15 protein-coding genes are annotated in these 16,826 nt (G+C 52.2%); 8 read left to right on the top strand and 7 right to left on the bottom strand.

Going from position 1 to position 16,826, the window contains the following annotated elements:
- Positions 1-55: 55 nt before the first annotated feature.
- The 3 genes from C7B82_RS03525 to C7B82_RS03535 all read right to left on the bottom strand — a co-directional run bounded on the left by C7B82_RS03525 (position 56) and on the right by C7B82_RS03535 (position 2,020).
- The gene (locus tag C7B82_RS03525) at positions 56-358 is read right to left on the bottom strand and encodes a TolB family protein (protein WP_245939715.1); all 303 of its coding nucleotides are present in this window, start codon (positions 356-358) and stop codon (positions 56-58) included.
- A 168-nt stretch (positions 359-526) separates the two neighbouring features.
- On the bottom strand, positions 527-1,318 hold the full coding sequence (locus C7B82_RS03530) for a Ycf66 family protein (RefSeq protein WP_106254931.1): 792 nt from the start codon (positions 1,316-1,318) through the stop codon (positions 527-529).
- A gap of 585 nt (positions 1,319-1,903) precedes the next feature.
- On the bottom strand, positions 1,904-2,020 hold the full coding sequence (locus tag C7B82_RS03535; protein ID WP_106254932.1) for a photosystem II reaction center X protein: 117 nt from the start codon (positions 2,018-2,020) through the stop codon (positions 1,904-1,906).
- Between the two features lie 188 nt (positions 2,021-2,208).
- Here C7B82_RS03535 and C7B82_RS03540 point away from each other — a divergent pair, with 188 nt between their 5' ends.
- Positions 2,209-2,505: a YggT family protein gene (locus C7B82_RS03540; RefSeq protein WP_106254933.1), complete on the top strand. Its 297-nt coding sequence runs from the start codon at positions 2,209-2,211 to the stop codon at positions 2,503-2,505.
- 168 nt (positions 2,506-2,673) lie between these two features.
- Here C7B82_RS03540 and purH read toward each other — a convergent pair whose 3' ends face one another.
- Positions 2,674-4,251, bottom strand: coding sequence for a bifunctional phosphoribosylaminoimidazolecarboxamide formyltransferase/IMP cyclohydrolase (purH, locus tag C7B82_RS03545; protein ID WP_106254934.1), 1,578 nt, complete (start codon positions 4,249-4,251; stop codon positions 2,674-2,676).
- A gap of 124 nt (positions 4,252-4,375) precedes the next feature.
- Here purH and C7B82_RS03550 point away from each other — a divergent pair, with 124 nt between their 5' ends.
- The 3 genes from C7B82_RS03550 to coaBC all read left to right on the top strand — a co-directional run bounded on the left by C7B82_RS03550 (position 4,376) and on the right by coaBC (position 6,586).
- Positions 4,376-5,029 (top strand): alpha/beta hydrolase, encoded by a 654-nt coding sequence (locus C7B82_RS03550; protein ID WP_106255101.1) that lies wholly within the window; start codon positions 4,376-4,378, stop codon positions 5,027-5,029.
- 119 nt (positions 5,030-5,148) lie between these two features.
- Complete coding sequence (isiD, locus tag C7B82_RS03555) at positions 5,149-5,361, top strand: protein IsiD (RefSeq protein ID WP_106255102.1); 213 nt, start codon at positions 5,149-5,151, stop codon at positions 5,359-5,361.
- 4 nt (positions 5,362-5,365) lie between these two features.
- Positions 5,366-6,586 (top strand): bifunctional phosphopantothenoylcysteine decarboxylase/phosphopantothenate--cysteine ligase CoaBC, encoded by a 1,221-nt coding sequence (gene coaBC / locus C7B82_RS03560; protein ID WP_106254935.1) that lies wholly within the window; start codon positions 5,366-5,368, stop codon positions 6,584-6,586.
- A gap of 31 nt (positions 6,587-6,617) precedes the next feature.
- On the opposite strand, the gene C7B82_RS03565 is transcribed toward coaBC, so the two are convergent.
- Together C7B82_RS03565 and argZ are read right to left on the bottom strand one after the other, a co-directional pair.
- On the bottom strand, positions 6,618-6,803 hold the full coding sequence (locus C7B82_RS03565; RefSeq protein ID WP_106254936.1) for a hypothetical protein: 186 nt from the start codon (positions 6,801-6,803) through the stop codon (positions 6,618-6,620).
- Positions 6,804-7,148: 345 nt separating this feature from the next.
- Positions 7,149-9,254 (bottom strand): bifunctional arginine dihydrolase/ornithine cyclodeaminase, encoded by a 2,106-nt coding sequence (gene argZ / locus C7B82_RS03570; RefSeq protein ID WP_106254937.1) that lies wholly within the window; start codon positions 9,252-9,254, stop codon positions 7,149-7,151.
- A gap of 178 nt (positions 9,255-9,432) precedes the next feature.
- Between argZ and sfsA the strand changes: the two genes are divergently transcribed.
- The 3 genes from sfsA to C7B82_RS03585 all read left to right on the top strand — a co-directional run bounded on the left by sfsA (position 9,433) and on the right by C7B82_RS03585 (position 11,901).
- Positions 9,433-10,188: a DNA/RNA nuclease SfsA gene (gene sfsA, locus C7B82_RS03575; RefSeq protein ID WP_339375161.1), complete on the top strand. Its 756-nt coding sequence runs from the start codon at positions 9,433-9,435 to the stop codon at positions 10,186-10,188.
- Positions 10,189-10,370: 182 nt separating this feature from the next.
- A complete protein-coding gene (locus C7B82_RS03580; protein WP_106254938.1) occupies positions 10,371-10,904 on the top strand; it encodes a hypothetical protein in 534 nt (177 codons plus the stop codon).
- Between the two features lie 331 nt (positions 10,905-11,235).
- On the top strand, positions 11,236-11,901 hold the full coding sequence (locus C7B82_RS03585; RefSeq protein ID WP_106254939.1) for a M23 family metallopeptidase: 666 nt from the start codon (positions 11,236-11,238) through the stop codon (positions 11,899-11,901).
- A gap of 208 nt (positions 11,902-12,109) precedes the next feature.
- Here the strand turns inward: C7B82_RS03585 and topA are convergent, their stop codons facing one another.
- Positions 12,110-14,836 (bottom strand): type I DNA topoisomerase, encoded by a 2,727-nt coding sequence (gene topA / locus C7B82_RS03590; protein ID WP_106254940.1) that lies wholly within the window; start codon positions 14,834-14,836, stop codon positions 12,110-12,112.
- 396 nt (positions 14,837-15,232) lie between these two features.
- Between topA and C7B82_RS03595 the strand changes: the two genes are divergently transcribed.
- Entirely contained in the window at positions 15,233-16,822 is a 1,590-nt protein-coding gene (locus C7B82_RS03595) for an NAD(P)H-quinone oxidoreductase subunit N (protein ID WP_106254941.1), read from the top strand.
- The last annotated feature ends 4 nt before the right edge of the window (positions 16,823-16,826 follow it).

Below are 16,826 nucleotides of genomic sequence, written 5' to 3' on the forward strand. Positions count from 1 at the left end.
CGTCATTCAATTGAAGGCAAGGGAATCCTTCTCAACTTTACCCCCTTGTGACCCGTCAACAATTAATTGACAGACCACTAGCGCTAGTAACGTAAACAATATAACGCCCTGTATAGCTTAAGCTGGGTGATTCAGCGATCGCGTCGCCTCGGTTTAAGCGAGGCAAATCGACCAATTGGCGCTGCTTCAGGTCATACAGCAAAATACCGCGATTGCCGTTGCGGTTTGAGACAAAAGCAAGAAAGCGACCGTCTCCGCTAAGCGCTGGCTGTTCATCATTGTGGCGGCTGTCAAACTCAGCCGATACAGTAGGCGAACCCTCTTGAGTGCCGCACGCAACGGTTAAGCTAGCGAGCAACCCTAAACGAATACTCGCGTTAAACCAATACCATTTCCCTCTTTTACTGTCCCTGCAATGACTATGGCTCACTGTTGCAGTAGCTTCCAGAAGCCTTTCCAAGCTGCTGTTCCTCACCGTTCACAAAGCTACAGACAACAAGCCTACAGCACAAAGCTGTTGAATTCTCTAGTAGTTGCCCCAGTTGTCCTCTTCATCCGTATCAACGGGACGGTAGTCAACATATTCTGAAGCAGAATAGTCTGAAGAAACACCATTGCGTGACTCAGGGCGACGATCACGAGGCGTAGCTACGTCATCGGACACTGGACGAGAACGTCTTGGGCGGGAAGAAGGTGGCTGATTGCCTGACCGTGAGGAGGCTGTGCCACGACTACGAGTCGGTCTATCATCCCAAAGATCAGCATCTTCGCGAGTGCCACTGGGCACACTTGGAGCATCATCAGTCGGGCGAGGGCGACGTTTGCGTGTGCGATCGCCAGTACCTAATCGAGCTTCACTGGTACGGTTTGTCGGACGACGACTTGACTCATCATCATACTCATCGCGCTCAGAACGAACATCACGAGTACCGCGAATTCGTCGAGTGGCAGGGCGATCCTCGTAGGGGTTCAGTTCTTCTAAATCTGCCCGATACACCCGACTGACGGGACGCTCATCATCAACAATCGGCGTGTTTCGTTTTGCCTGTTCTGTAGCAGCACCGCGCAGACGAATACTTTCATATGCGAAAAAGATTGCTGTACCTGCCAGCAAAAACTGGTTGAACTGCAAGATCGGATCTAACCGCCAACCTTGAAAAAAGAGGATGCCGCCGCAAAGGAGTGCGATCGCAGCAAAGAAAATGTCGTGGTCACGGGCAAGTCTGGGACGCAGCGATCGTAACGCGTAAAGACCAGCGCCAGAAGCGGCTAGTGCTATACCCACAAAACTCGCCCAATTCAGTGAGGCGTTTACCATCGCATCCCTCTCCTAAGTACATCCTATGTTAACGACTGATGCCGAAATCTCCAACAAACCGGAGCAAAAACAACGCTCTCTTTAGGGCGCTATCATTGTGAAACAAAAAACTCGCTCAAACTTTGAACTCGTTCAGAAAGCACAAAACGTATGATGGCATCGAAAACCCTATTCGCCAAGCAGTTGGAAGGATGCAGCACTGTAATCAGTATTCCCTAACTATAGGCTAACTGAAGATCTGACAGGCTGGATGGCCTCACCAGGCTGGAACATCCTGGCGGCTTTGAAATAGGATTGGTGACTGCAGTCACAGCTCACACCCACTAGAGCAGCGATGCCCGAAGGGCTATAAACTGCCTCCGCAGGTAGCGGAACCCCTTGCTTTCTCTGAGTCCGTTTAGACGGATTTGATTTGTGTAGCCACGGTTTTCGCCGGAGCCTTGTAAACATCCTCTTTAACGCCAAACCCTGGAATCGCCCTAAAAACAGAATCGTAAGTCTGTTCTTACCTCAACCAGGGTTTTACTCGTTTTTGATTCACTCAAGTTTCGATCCACTCTCGGCAAGGCGCGATGAGAGCAATGTCTAACCGCGTTGAATCTTATCCTTCTGGCTGATGAAAAGGAGTGCACCGAAAATGCCACCAACCACAACACCACCTGCCAGCAGGCTGATGAAAAAGTTCATTAAAGCAGGAGTCATAAGTCGTTTGCCTCTTTGTATAACACTATCTTGATCATCAGTTTAACGGTCTGTTACACACTTGAGAAGCCGATTTAGCAAAAGGATTTCTAATGGCAGAGCGGCTTTCCTCACTGGTAGGGGTATAAATGGCGTTAAAATCAGCAGTAAAGAACAGTTACTTGACTTATAAACTGATTTGCTGACTTATGGATTTTGTTGCGATCGCCTCTTTGCTGCTCGGTCTACTGCTCAGTGCCATGACCTTTCTCTTCATCTTTCGCATTGTGTTGACCTGGTATCCCCAAGTTGACTTGACGCGCTTCCCTTTTAATGTAATTGCAGTGCCGACCGAGCCATTTCTGGCACCATCACGAAAAATCATCTCACCCATAGGGGGGGTCGATATTACGCCTATTCTCTGGGTGGCCATCTTTAGCTTTGTGCGCGAAATTCTGCTGGGGCAGCAGGGACTGTTGACAATGATGCAGCAGAAGGGGTTTTAGCGGTAGTAGAGAGTGGGGAGTAGGGAGTGGGGAGTAGAAGAGGCAAAGGGCAGCAGGGTTTTTTAGCTTTTAGAAGAAAGCTGATTGCTGATCGCTGACCGCTCAATCACCTCAAAACTCAAGCCTTTTTCCCCTCCCCTCACTCCTCTCTCTTCACCCCTCTCCTTACTAATGCAAGAAATGCCGCAGACCTGTCAGTACCATGACGATCCCTAGTTCATTGGCAGCGTTAATGGAATCTTGATCGCGGAGACTACCGCCCGGTTGAACGATCGTGCTAATGCCTGCTGCTGCTGCTGTCCGCACAGAATCATCAAAGGGGAAAAAGCCATCGCTGGCAAGGACGGCTCCCTGGGCTCGATCGCCTGCTTGCTCTAGAGCGATTTTGACGGAGCCGACGCGGTTCATTTGTCCAGCACCAACGCCCAAGGTCGCTCGATCGCGCGTCACCACAATGGCGTTAGATTTCGCATGCTTGCAGAGCTTCCAGGCGAATAGTAGTTCTTCTAATTGCGCGTCTGTGGGCTGCTTTTCGGTGACGACTTTCCATTGGGTCGGATCGACTGCGCGATCGTCTGATGTTTGTGTCAGAAAGCCACCAGCGATCGCTTTGACCGTTTCCTTGGGTCCACTGGTTAAATCTGGCAAAACCAGGACTCTGAGGTTTTTCTTGGCGCTGAGAATCGTGGCTGCATCTGTCTCACATCCAGGAGCCACAACGCATTCTAAAAAAGTCTTGCTGAGTGCGATTGCGGTATCAGCATCAATGGGACGGTTCAGAGCAACAATGCCGCCAAAGGCCGACGTTGAATCGGCATCAAACGCTTTTTGGTACGCTTCTGCTAAGGTTGCGCCCAAGGCTGCACCACAAGGATTGGTGTGTTTCACGATCGCGGCGGCTGGATCACTACTGGGATCACTAAACTCCGCAATAATTTGTCGTGCGCCTTCTAGATCCACCAGATTGTTGTAGCTCAGTTCCTTGCCCTGAAGTTTGGTCGCCGCTGCCCATCCCGTGGCGATCGCGCCCGTTTGATACCACGCTGCCGGTTGATGCGGGTTTTCGCCATACCGCAAGGCCTGCAGTTGCGTTCCCACTAACTTAAACGTCTCAGGCAGCGATCCTGCTAACTCTGCTGACCGCTGACCGCTGACCACTGACTGCTCTTCCAGATATGCCGCGATCGCTCGATCATAATTCGCCGTATGTTGAAACGCTTTCAGTGCTGCCTTCTGCCGGAAGAATGGCGATGCTGTACCGTTGTTCTGACGCAGTTCTTCCAGGTAGTCGTTGTATTGAGTCGCGCTACATAGAATCGTGACATGAGCATGATTTTTGGCAGAGGCACGGATCATCGCTGGGCCACCAATGTCAATTTGCTCGATCGCCTCGGTCAGAGAGACATTTGGTTTTGCGATCGTCTGCTCAAACGGGTACAGGTTAACGACTACGAGATCGATCGGGCGGATTTTCTGGGCGTCCAAATCTGCTACATCTTCTGGTACATCTCGCCGCGCCAGGATGCCGCCATGCACTCGCGGATGAAGCGTTTTCACCCGACCACCCAGAATTTCAGGCGATCCGGTGTAATCCGAAACTTTGGTGACCGGTAGTCCAGCTGCCTTCAACGCTTGAGCCGTCCCACCGCTGCTAATCAAGTCAAAACCAAATTCAGCCACCAGGCTATGCGCCAGTTCAATCAGCCCTGTTTTGTCAGATACACTGAGCAATGCCAGTTGTGCCATGCTTCTCAACTCCCGTAAAACCCTAGATTAGTGTACTGGAGGATGAGGCAGGGAACTGAACGCTATACCAGCAAGCTTACCCCGCGCTACTATGAGCCTTGCAGCATTTATTAGGAAAAGCCCTGTGACCCTGCAAGTGATTACTGTTCCACCGGCCACCGGTGAGCCCCCGCAAGGATTGATTGTTATTTTGCATGGTTGGGGTGCCAGCGCTCAGGATGTGTTCTCTTTAGCGCCATTCATCGGCTTGCCTGATTACCAACTGGTTTTTCCGGATGCACCCTTCGCGCATCCGTATGCTGCAGGTGGCAGAATGTGGTACGACTTTCCTGGCAACTTCAATTTTCAAAGCACACCGGCGTTTGCCTCCCGCGACGACCTTTCTACCAGTCGTCAGTTGCTTACTGACCTCATCAAAGCTCTGCCAGAAACAACCGGGGTGCCGCTCTCCCGCACCATTCTTGGAGGGTTCTCTCAGGGTGCTGCGATGACGTTGGATGTTGGCCTGGGGCTACCGTTAGCAGGGTTGATGGTCTTAAGTGGCTATCTACATGCACCGATCGCCCACCAGCAGGCTGCCTTTCCGCCAACGCTGATGGTGCATGGTAGGCAAGATCTGGTGGTTCCCCTATCCGCAGCACAACAGTCGCTGCGTAACTTGCAAGCTCTGGGTGTAAGCGTGCGCTACCAAGAATTTGATATGGGACACGAAATTCAACCGCTGGTGCTCAAACAAGTACAAAGTTTTGTTGAAGAGTTGTTGCCTAATAATAATTAAACTGTTAGAGCTTCGCATGAATGAATCGTGTGGAGTAACATGTAGTACGGGCTTATACCTGGAGTCAGTTGACGAGAGTCAATGCATGGCCTGGGTGTTTTACGAAAGAGGTGGTAATGATGGCGACTCTAAGCATTGAACAGTTGGATGTGACCAAGTTGACCACTACAGACGTAGCAGAACTTGCTATTCGTCTTGAAAAGGATGATTACGTCAATGCCTTCGAGGGGCTGAGTGACTGGCATCTCCTGCGGAAGATTGCCTTCCAGCGTCCAGAAATGGTCGAGCCCTACCTCTACCTACTAGATATGGAAGCCTACGACGAAGCCTGACAGAATGCAGGGGAAACGTGTTCTCATTGGCATTAGCGGCGGTATTGCGGCATACAAAGTTTGCGAAGTCATCTCAACTCTGGCAAAGCAGGGAGTTGAAACGCGCGCGATTCTAACTAATTCTGCACAAGCGTTTATTACACCGCTGACTATCGCAACGCTGTGCCGTCATGCCGCGTATACAGATGAGTCTTTCTGGCAGACCACGCACGATCGCCCGTTGCACATTGAACTGGGTGAATGGGCTGACCTCTTTGTCCTTGCGCCGCTGACTGCCAATACGCTGGCAAAGTTAGTCTATGGCATGGCAGACAACCTGCTGACGAACACGGTGCTGGCATCTACCTGTCCCGTGTTGCTTGCGCCTGCAATGAATACAGACATGTGGGAACAGCCGCCCGTACAGCGAAACTGGCAGTCAGCGCAGGCAGAACCACGGATGCATACGCTTGCTCCTGGTTCTGGCATCTTGGCGTGCGATCGTGTAGGTTCTGGGCGCATGGCTGAACCAACTGCTATCCTGTCTCATGTTGAATCATTGCTTTACACCAAAGGGCAGCGCGACCTGGTTGGAAAGCACGTTTTAATCAGTGCTGGCGGCACTCGCGAATTTCTGGATCCCGTTCGTTTTATTGGCAATCCGTCAACGGGGAAAATGGGTATCGCTCTTGCACAGGCTGCCTTGCATCGGGGGGCAACGGTTAAACTTGTGCACGGGGCTTTAGAATCGGCTTTAGACGCGCAAATTGCCACTTTGCCGGAAATACAAGCCTTTTCAGTCACCAGTGCCGATGCCATGCAGCAAGCGCTACTCCATTGCTTCCCGGAAGCAGACTGGACGATTATGGCGGCTGCCGTTGCAGATGTGAGGCCTGCCAGCTATAGCCAAGAGAAACTGCCCAAGCGATCGCTCCCCTCTGCTCTACCGCTAGAGACTGTGCCAGATATTGTGGCGGCACTGGCGGCATTGAAACAGCCACACCAAAAATTGATTGGCTTTGCAGCGCAGAGTGGCGACATTGTGACACCCGCCTTAGAAAAACTCCAGCGCAAGAAACTGGATGCGATCGCCGCCAATCCCATTGATCAACCCAACAGTGGCTTTGGTAGTGATTCTAATCAAGCGGTGCTGATTGATCATCGCGGTCGTCAGCATATCGTTGAACCTTGCAGCAAACTCCACATGGCGCACCAGCTGCTTGATTTTATGCAGACGTTAACGTGACTGACCACCGTCAATACGGGGATGATCCTGATTACAGGTAGAAGGTTGGATACGGCTGATGTTCGCGATCGTTATCAACGACAGGCTCTTGCGTTGGTTCTGCCCGGTTCGACAGCGGTAAAACTGATTGCCATGAGTGGCTTTGCTGCGCCTTTGGGTTGATTGGCGCTGACTCAGATTCTTCAGCTAGGACATAGAGATAGGTCAGGTTTTCCACAGGAGCTAGGGGGCTTCATAGCGCGAGGTTGGTTTGGAATGTTGCTCACAAAACGTTCAACAGCTTCAGCACCCTTAATCTCCACGCTCTGTAGGCAGTTAATCAACAGGCTCACTCGCTCACTCCACAAAGTAGCTGACTGCTTGTTAACATTTCTGGTTCCACCGTAGCGATTGGATTCATTTTTCGATAACCGACTAGAAAACTACCATAAGCATCACACAAACTGAGTGATTATTTCCTCAGCAAAAAATAGGAGAGTTTTCAGCAAAAATGAGGAGAGTGACCAGTCATCTCTCCTCAAGCCAAATATTTCCGTACGAAGGTTACTTTGCTTGATGCTGTTTAAGCAACGTGGTATGGGCTCGTTAACTTGTCTAGCTGCTGCACCAACAGGCTCAGGAAGAGCCCGACATCCGTCACCACGCCCACGGATTCGACGGAGCCCCGATCGCTTAATTTCGTCACGACAGCAGGGTTGATATCCACGCAGACCATTTTCACGCCAGCAGGCGTCATGTTGCCAACGCCGATCGAGTGCAGCATGGACGAGAGCATCAGAATGAGATCTGCGCCTTGAATCAACCGTGCATAGTCCTCTTGCGCTTTGATTAAGTCCATCTGCGTGTCGGGCAGCGGACCATCATCGCGAATGGAGCCAGCGAGTGAGAATGGTACGTTGTGCTGAACACACTCATACAAAATGCCACTTGTGACAACACCTTGCTCAACCGCTTTTGCAATGCTGCCATAGCGACGGATTGTGTTGATGACCTTCAGATGATGACGGTGTCCACCGCGGACGGACACCCCACGCTTCATGTCCACACCGAGAGAGGTGCCCATCATGGACTGTTCGATGTCGTGAACGGCGATCGCGTTGCCGCCCAAGAGAGCCTGCACATAGCCTTCTCGCACCAGATGCGCCAGATGCTCACCGCCACCCGTATGAATCACCACCGGGCCAGCGCTCACTACAACTTTGCCGCCTTGATCACGAATCTGGCGGAGTTCCCAGGCAATCTGTTCCACGACCAGTTCCACGCGCCGTTCACTGGAAACACCCGCACCCATGAAGCTGAACTCCTGAGTGTTGCGCTGTTCGCGTGACTCTGTTTTGCGAATGGTGCGAATGCCTTCCACACCAACGATGACCCGATCGCCTACCTGTAAATCGCGCAACAGGCTGCAATAGGCATCGAGACCGCTGGGCGTTTCACGCACGACGATCGCGGCATCCATCCGCTGCCCGCGCACCTTCACCCAGTCGCACTGCACGCGCACTTCGGTGGGATAGATGGTTGTGACGTAGAAATCGTCGGGCGAAACGCCTGCTTGCGTCACGGTCTCTAAAATACTGTCGCAAACGTCCTGCGGTGGTGGCAACGCACCCAAATCGATGAGCTGGGTCATCAGCGTTTCCATCACCTCATGGGATGGCGCAGTCACTTTGACCTCAGCCGATGAGGTACTTTGTCGCTGTTCGCCCAAATTGAAATTGAGTACCTGGAAGCTACCGCCTCCATCCACAATCAGATCCAGTGCCTGGTTGATCAGTCCTGCATCCAACAAATGACCATCCATCCGCACAACACGACTTTCGACGGAGGCACTGGCATGCACGTCCACCTGAACAGGTTCTGTAACCCGCAGCGTTAAGCATTTTGCAGCACCGCCAGCCTTCAAAAATTCGGTCAGGGGTGTTTCAATAACCTGAAAGCCCGCTGATTCTAGCCTCTGTTTCAGCTTGTCGCTGGCTTTGTTGAGGACGATCGTGCGATCAATATTGACCGCATTGCACGCAAACGTGACCGCATCCTCTTCGCCGATCGCAATGCGCTTGGCTTCTGGGACGCGCATTTCAATCAAGCGATTGGAGTAGGCGTCAAAAGCAGGTGCATAATACAGCAAATAGCCGTCCGTTAAGGGACAAAAGCACGTATCGAGGTGATAGAATCGCTCATCCATCAACCGCAACGACAGCACTTCAATGTCTAACCAGCGAGCGAGGTACGGATGGGAGTCTAGTTCTGAGCGAAAACCATAACCGGCCCACAGCCAGCGTCCCTCACGATCGAACAACGCATCGCCTGCCCCTTCAAAAGGCAAATCTTTCGGCAGTTCATGCACCGTAAACCCATGCGCTTCCAACCATGCTTTAAAGAACGGCTCTTCACCCTGCCGCTCTTTGTGGAAAAAGCGACTCAGTACTGCTGTATCGCCCAGTACCAACCCTGCATTCGCCGTGAAAACCATGTCCGGGACGCCTTTTTCAGGCTTCACCAAATCTACGATCGCATGGTCTTTGAGGGTGTGAAATAACTGCTGCCACTGCTCAACGGCGCGATCGCGAGAAGACTTGTGTAGGTTGCCTTCCATCCACGGATTAATGACATAATCCACGTCGTAATGGTCAGGCGCGCACATAAGAAAGCGAATTGAAGATGTCATAAGGGAAGTGCCTGGCAGTGTAGACGCAGGAAAGACTGACGAGTGTTTAAGGATCTATTGTATTACAGGAGCTTCTCTACTCATCACAGCCGTTACTGTTCACTAACAATCAACCTTGCTACTTGAGGCTGCCTTGCTGACGCAGAAGAAAACCTTCAACCCTTTCAAGGAAGGGGCTTTGTACGTTTCTTTATGGTTGCTAATTAATCGCTATATGGCTGAATTTCTTTATCACTACCCAACTCTTTATGCTGGGATTCTGCTCAAACGATACAAGCGTTTTTTTGCTGATATTGAGCTTGCATCGGGCGAAGTGATTACGGCACATTGTCCCAATACAGGCCCGATGACAGGTGTTTGCCTTCCTGGTAACAAGGTGTATGTGTCTGCCAGCGACAATCCAAACCGTAAATTGCCCTACACCTGGGAGATGACAGAGGTCTGCGATACGCAACCAACCTGGGTGGGTGTCAACACCAGTTTGCCGAATCGCGTGGTGAATCTGGCGCTGCTGGCAAAGGTGATCCCAGAACTAGGCGAATACAGCCAAATTCGGATGGAGGTGCCCTATGGACAAGAAAAGAAAAGCCGGGTGGATTTTTTGCTAGAGGGACGCGATCGCCCGATCTACGTTGAAGTCAAAAACACAACCTGGGTGCAGGGCAGGCTGGCGCTGTTTCCCGACACGGTGACCACACGCGGACAAAAGCACTTGCGCGAGCTAACCGCATTGCTACCTGAGGCGACAGCAGTCATGCTCTATTTTATTAATCGCAATGACTGTCTTTACTTTGCGCCGGGAGACAGTGCCGATCCCCTTTACGGGCAATTGTTGAGAGAGGCGATCGCGCTCGGTTTACACGTCCTTCCCTGCCGCTTTGACATCTCTCCCTTAGGCATTCGTTACCTGGGTTTAGCCGAACTCACCCTCTAAACTCTGGAAACTTTTGACCATTATCGGCATTATATTGGTTTGAATTTTTGCCAGAGGCAGTTTGAAAGGATTGTGTCTCTGGGCATCAACAGGAGACTACATTGATGGGACGTACTACTCCTAAACTAGAATACCCACTGCTATGGGCTATAAGCAGACAACGACTTGACCAGAGAGAACCCGTGCGATCGAAGATTTCGCTTGCACGCGCCACAGATGATTTACTCTACGAGCTCCAGTCACTTGAGGCAACCGATATCGTCATCAGTTGTAACGTGGAGCCGTTACCTGCTTTTCCTGGCTATCCTGAACACTACGAAACGCCTGCTGATCCTGGGGTTGCTGTTTCGTTTACGTTGAATGGGGTGCCTTATCTTTTTGCCTGTGACGACTTTGAAGCAGTACAAGGCAATATGCGCGATATTGGACAGCTTCTTCGTGAAAAGCGAATGCTGAGCCAATTGCACCGTTGCGCGACGTTCGATCGCGAGTTCGCAGGCTATAAAGCGGTCAGCATTCCCGTTGAAGCCTCTCCCCGCCGCAAGCCCTGGTGGAAGGTGCTCTATGTTTCGCCTGATGCGCCGTTAACAGTCGTTGAAGCTGCGTATAAGGGTTTAGCAAAGACGGTTCATAGTGATTTGACTCCACAGGGCGGTGATGCCGCCATGATTGAGCTCAACCGCGCCGTTGAAGAAGCCCGATTGATGAGACTCTAAAATTGATGGGGCTCTAAAGCAGTGAGCGATCGCCAGCAGTTGTCAGTGATTCACTTCAGTACAACACTGACAACTGCCCCAAACTTGTCAGCCAATTCTTCGCGAATTCTATGTAGTAGATTTACCAAAAAAATACGTTCATCAATCAATATCGTGCAGTAAGATACATCGGGCACCTTTGTAGAGAGGCCTAGGCTTTCTTACAGCTGTAACAGCGGTTTATCCGGATATCGTCTGGTGTAGCCCGTGAATATAGCAGCGATCCATTCATCGATTATGAACAGCGTCAAACGATCCCTTAGAGACTCGTCAGGCAGTTGAGGAGCAAGCAATGAGACAACGATCAACCCCTTCATGGAGCCGTAGACTGACGTTAACGAGTCAGATTCTCTTTCTGACAGGTCTTGGGCTAGCAGGGGTATTTTCGTTCGGCAAAGAGCAGGCCACTGTGAAGGCTTCAGAAGCCGGCTCTGGTCAAGTTGCGACATCGGGCGGCACTTGGCGTGGGGCATCTTTTCCAGTAGAGAATTTTCAGGCATACACCTCTCCCTTCGGTTTCCGTGGCTCTCCCGATGGCTCTGCTGGTCAGGAGTTTCATCGAGGGCTTGATATGGCAGCGCCTGAAGGCAGCTACATTCGCAACTGGTGGGCCGGAAAGGTCGTTGAAGTATCGGATGATTCTGCCTGTGGCACTTCTGTTGTCGTGCAATCGGGTGAATGGGAACACGTTTACTGCCATATGAAAGGGCGGGTCGAGCTTGTAAACGGCATTCGTTATTTAAGCGATCGCAGTGGCGGTATTCAGTTGCCGGAAGGGCAAATGATTCCAGCGGGTGTCCGTATTGGTCGCGTGGGTATGACGGGCCGCACGACGGGGCCACACCTTCACTGGGGTCTGAAATATACCGGCAAGTGGGTTGATCCGGCACTGGTGTTGCGTGCGATGTACGCCGAACAAGTCAGAGCCAGAGCCATCTCCAACCGTTCTCAAGGCTAGCGTTAGCGCTAAGACTAAGCCGTGACTTAGGAAGGCAGCCAGCGTTCAGCTATCAGCAGTCAGCAGGGAGTCGAGTTAAAAGCTGCACTCAAAGTCAGTGATCAGCATCAATTCGAAACTTGAACGGAGAACGGTATTGCCATTCATTGCTGACCGCTGACCGCTGAATGCTGATAGCTCTCGATCGTTTCAGCGCGATAGGGAAGCATCAAGCAGGTGAAGCTTTTTTCTTCGTGCTCGTTTTAGTCGTGGTTTTTTTAGCTGTTGTGGTCTTGGCTGAAGCCGTTTTCTTAGCGGCTGTCTTTTTAGTTGTGCTGGCGGCTTTTGTGGTTTCAGTGGTCGCCGCCGCAGTATTGCTTTTCCGCGATCGCCCGGTTTTCTTAGTGCCTGCTTTAGCGTTGAGTGCTTCTACCGCAGTTCCCATTGCGATCGCTTCCACCGTTTCGCCTTCGGGTAGAGAAGCGTTTACCTTGCCGTGCTTAATGTAGGGACCGTAGGGGCCATCATAAATATTGACGGGTTCGCCGTCTTCAGGGTGGGTACCCAATTCTCGAAGGGGTTTGGCTGCACCGCGTTTGCCACGTCCCGCTTTGGGTTCTGCCAGCATTTCGAGGGCGCGATCGAGCGTAATGGTCAACACATCGTCGCCTGCTTTGATCGAGCGATATTCCTTCACACCTTTGCCCTGATCCAACACAACGTAGGGACCAAAGCGACCCAGGCTCGCCTGAATTTTGCCGCCCAGTTCGGGATGGACGCCCAGCAATCGCGGTAGCTGGAGCAACCCCACTGCCTGCTCCAGCGTGAGTGTGTCAGACGTAACGCCCTTGGGTAGCGAGGCGCGTTTAGGCTTCGGGTTTTCCTCGGATTCGTCGCCGAGCTGTACATACGGACCGTAGGCTCCAATTTTGAGGTAAATCGGTTCGCCTGTTTCGGGATGAAAGCCGACTTTATCGGGGCCTTCGGTTTTTTGGCGCAACAGCGTTTCTACCTGTGCTGGATCGAGATCCGCTGGTGTCAAGTCCTTAGGTATTGAGGCTTTTACCGTGCCATCGCCATTCTCGGCCTCAATATACGCACCGAAGCGACCGATACGCACCTTTGCTGCCAGGTTCTCTAGGTCGACGGTACGGGCTTCGGTCGGATCAATTTCGCTTTCGCGGTCTTTGACCTGGGTCTCCAAGCCGGTATCGCCCAGGTAGAAAGCTTTCAGGTAAGGGAGCCATTCAACGGCACCCGTCGAAATTTCGTCCAGGGCGTGCTCCATCCGAGCAGTAAAGCCAGTGTCTACGAGATCAGGAAAGTATTTTTCTAGCAGCGCAGTGACCGCAAAGGCTGTAAAGGTGGGTACCAAGGCATTGCCGACCATATTGGCGTAGCCACGATCGATAATCGTGCCGATAATGCTGGCGTAGGTACTAGGGCGACCGATGCCTTCACTTTCCAAGGTTTTGACGAGCGAGGCTTCAGTAAACCGGGCAGGGGGTTGCGTCTCATGCCCGATCGCATCCAGATCAGTACAACCAGGCGTATCACCGACCCGTAGCGTAGGCAGAATCACTTCCTGATCCTCGATCGCCGCATTGGGATCGTCCGATCCTTCCACATAGGCGCGGAAGAAGCCTGCAAAATCAATCCGCTTACCGCTCGCACGGAAACCGGCATCTTCCACCTGGATCTGTACCGTCACGTGAGTCTGGCGCACTTCTGCCATCTGGGTCGCGACCGTACGTTTCCAGATCAGGTCGTAGAGACGAAATTCTCGGTCTTTCAGCCCGGTTTGCTGCGGTGTACGGAAGCTACTGCCGGAGGGACGAATGGCTTCGTGGGCTTCTTGAGCACCTTTGCTCTTCGTGGAATATTTCCGGGGTTCAGGGCTGAGGTACTCGGCCCCATACATCGACTGAACGCAATCGCGCGCAGCCGTAATCGCTTGCTGCGAGAGACTCACAGAGTCGGTTCGCATGTAGGTAATGTAGCCCTGCTCGTAAAGGCTTTGTGCGGTTCGCATCGTATCTCGCGCCGAGAGCCCTAACTTGCGGTTGGACTCCTGTTGCAGAGTGGACGTGGTGAACGGTGGAGAGGGTTTGCGGGTAACAGGGCGCTCTTCCAGGTTGGTCACTGTCCAGGCACGATCGCGAATCCGATCCTGTAGCGTCCGCGCCTCTGATTCGTTTAGCAACGCCACCGTGCGACCAGCGATTACCTGTCCCGTTGCCTCATCGAAATCGCTGCCGTTGGCAACTCTTACGCCTGCTAGAGTAACCAACCGCGCTTCAAAGGTTTGCTTCTCCTGGCTTCCTGCCTCCAACGTCGCTTTCAGATCCCAGTAGCTGCCTTGACGAAAAGCCCGTCGCTGTCGCTCTCGTCTGACCAGCAGACGCACAGAGACGGACTGCACGCGTCCAGCAGAGAGCCCAAACGCGATTTTTTTCCACAACAGGGGAGAAAGGGTATAGCCCACCAGGCGATCGAGAATGCGACGTGTTTCTTGAGCGCGTACCAACCGTTCATCGACATCGCGGCAATTGGTGATGGCTTGGCGAATCGCATCCTCAGTAATCTCATGAAACACCATGCGCCTGATGGGCACAGTGGGCTTGAGCAGTTGCAGCAGATGCCAGCTAATGCTCTCACCTTCCCGGTCTTCGTCAGTGGCCAGAAAGAGTTCGTCGACGCCTTTGAGGGCTTCCTTTAGTTCTTTGACGATCTTCTTTTTATCTTGTGGTACGACATATAGCGGCTCAAAGTTAGCCTCCACGTTCACGCCCAGTGGTGCCCATTTCTCGCCCTTTACGCCTGCCGGGATCTCACTCGCAGACTGAGGCAAATCACGCACGTGCCCCATGGACGCTTCTACCCGATAACCAGCGGGTAAGTAATTGCGAATGGTGCGCGCTTTGGTGGGTGACTCGACAATGACAAGCTTTGACATGGGATCGTTAACGTTGAGAAGGATATCGCGGCAATCAGGTGGCTCAGTCTCTACTTATAACCAATATTGGATTGGCTACAGGGTGAAGTGAGCGTTTCCTGAAATGTAATTTTTAGAGTGAAAGGGTATGACTGGCGACGTGACGTGGGCTGCATTGGTGGTAGGAAGGGTGCTTCATCAAACTGAGCAGAGGGTCTCAACAAGATGGCATAGAGACGATCGCAAGTGCAACTGACTTTAAACCCAATGCTGTTGAATACAGCGCTACGGTAAATTGCAATGTAGAATCCACTGTAGAGGATTTCTGACTCGCCCGACTCCCTGATCGCTCAGAGGGTCGATCGGCATCTCTCCTTCACGTAACCCTAACGTATCTTATTCATAGAGCTAAATCTCATGGATTTCGCCACGCTCGCTGCCCAGCTTAACGCTGGGACGATTCTGCCAGAAGGCATTGTGATTACTACCCTCATGATCGTGATTGTGGGTGATTTGATTGTGGGGCGAACGGCCTCCTCTCGTTGGACACCTTATGTCTCGATCGCCGGACTCCTCGCGGCTGTAGTCGCTCTCTACTACCAGTGGGATTCGTCAGACCCGATCGCCTTCCTGGGAAGCTTCAACGGCGATTCGCTGAGCGTCCTCTTCCGGGGCATCATCGCGCTGTCGGCAGTCATCACCATTTTGATGTCGGTGAGCTACATCGACCAGTCTGGGACATCTTTGGCAGAGTTTCTGTCAATTTTGCTGACGGCGACGATCGGTGGGATGTTTCTGTCGGGTGCAGACGAACTGGTCATGATTTTCGTCTCGCTGGAAACGCTCAGCATCTCGTCGTATCTCTTGACGGGCTACACCAAGCGCGACCCACGTTCCAATGAAGCTTCGTTGAAGTATCTGCTCATTGGGGCATCCAGTTCTGCCATTTTCTTATACGGTCTTTCGCTGCTGTATGGCCTGTCGGGTGGCAAAACCACGCTCAGCAGTATTGCCGCTCAGATTGCCGATACCGGATCAACCCAGTCGTTGGGTCTAGTCATTGCGCTGGTGTTTGCGATCGCGGGGATTTCCTTCAAAATTGCGGCTGTCCCTTTCCATCAGTGGACTCCAGACGTTTATGAAGGTGCGCCTACGCCCGTTGTTGCTTTCCTTTCAGTGGGCTCTAAAGCGGCTGGGTTTGCGCTGGCTATTCGCCTGTTAGTGACCGCCTTCCCGTTACTGACGGAAGAATGGCATTTGGTGATGAACGCGCTGGCTATTCTCAGTCTGATTTTAGGGAACGTCGTGGCGCTGGCGCAAACCAGCATGAAGCGACTGCTGGCGTACTCCTCCATTGGTCAGGCTGGCTTCGTGATGATTGGTTTGGTCATTGACAGCGATGCGGGCTACGCCAGTCTCCTCTTTTACCTGATCTCGTACCTGTTCATGAACCTGGGTGCGTTTACAGGCGTCATTCTCTTTTCGTTGCGAACAGGCACCGATCAAATTAGCGAATACGCGGGCCTGTACCAGAAAGATCCACTCTTAACGCTCTGTTTAAGCCTGTGCTTGCTCTCCCTGGGCGGCATTCCGCCGCTGGTTGGCTTCTTCGGTAAAATTTACCTGTTTTGGGCTGGCTGGCAAGCAGGAGCTTACGGACTGGTGCTGTTGGGTTTGGTTACCAGCGTGATCTCCATTTACTACTACATCCGTGTAGTGAAGATGATGGTGGTCAAAGAACCGCAGGAAATGTCTGATTCCGTGAAAAACTACCCTGCTATTAGCTGGGAATTGCCTGGGATGCGATCGCTCCAGTTCAGTCTGGTGCTGACGGTTATTGTCACCTCATTGGCAGGCATTCTCTCCAACCCTTTGTTTACCCTGGCAAATAATGCTGTTACCCAAACGCCGATCTTGCAGGCAACCCTGACGACTAGCAGTCGTCCTGTGTCAGCGTCAGTGGCGAAAGTTCCGCTGCTCCAGAGCGACTCTGATCTCAGAAGCTAAAACA

Origin of the sequence: Stenomitos frigidus ULC18, assembly GCF_003003795.1 — a bacterium.
Taxonomy (GTDB): Bacteria; Cyanobacteriota; Cyanobacteriia; order Leptolyngbyales; family Leptolyngbyaceae; genus Stenomitos; species Stenomitos frigidus_A.

Excerpts from the sequence above, each read along its gene's own strand:
- C7B82_RS03535 (WP_106254932.1), bottom strand. The coding sequence starts at position 2,020 with ATGACTCCTGCTTTAATGAACTTTTTCATCAGCCTGCTGGCAGGTGGT.
- purH (WP_106254934.1), bottom strand. The coding sequence starts at position 4,251 with ATGGCACAACTGGCATTGCTCAGTGTATCTGACAAAACAGGGCTGATT.
- C7B82_RS03540 (WP_106254933.1), top strand. The coding sequence starts at position 2,209 with ATGGATTTTGTTGCGATCGCCTCTTTGCTGCTCGGTCTACTGCTCAGT.
- argZ (WP_106254937.1), bottom strand. The coding sequence starts at position 9,254 with ATGACATCTTCAATTCGCTTTCTTATGTGCGCGCCTGACCATTACGAC.
- C7B82_RS03595 (WP_106254941.1), top strand. The coding sequence starts at position 15,233 with ATGGATTTCGCCACGCTCGCTGCCCAGCTTAACGCTGGGACGATTCTG.
- C7B82_RS03585 (WP_106254939.1), top strand. The coding sequence starts at position 11,236 with ATGAGACAACGATCAACCCCTTCATGGAGCCGTAGACTGACGTTAACG.
- isiD (WP_106255102.1), top strand. The coding sequence starts at position 5,149 with ATGGCGACTCTAAGCATTGAACAGTTGGATGTGACCAAGTTGACCACT.
- topA (WP_106254940.1), bottom strand. The coding sequence starts at position 14,836 with ATGTCAAAGCTTGTCATTGTCGAGTCACCCACCAAAGCGCGCACCATT.
- C7B82_RS03530 (WP_106254931.1), bottom strand. The coding sequence starts at position 1,318 with ATGGTAAACGCCTCACTGAATTGGGCGAGTTTTGTGGGTATAGCACTA.
- coaBC (WP_106254935.1), top strand. The coding sequence starts at position 5,366 with ATGCAGGGGAAACGTGTTCTCATTGGCATTAGCGGCGGTATTGCGGCA.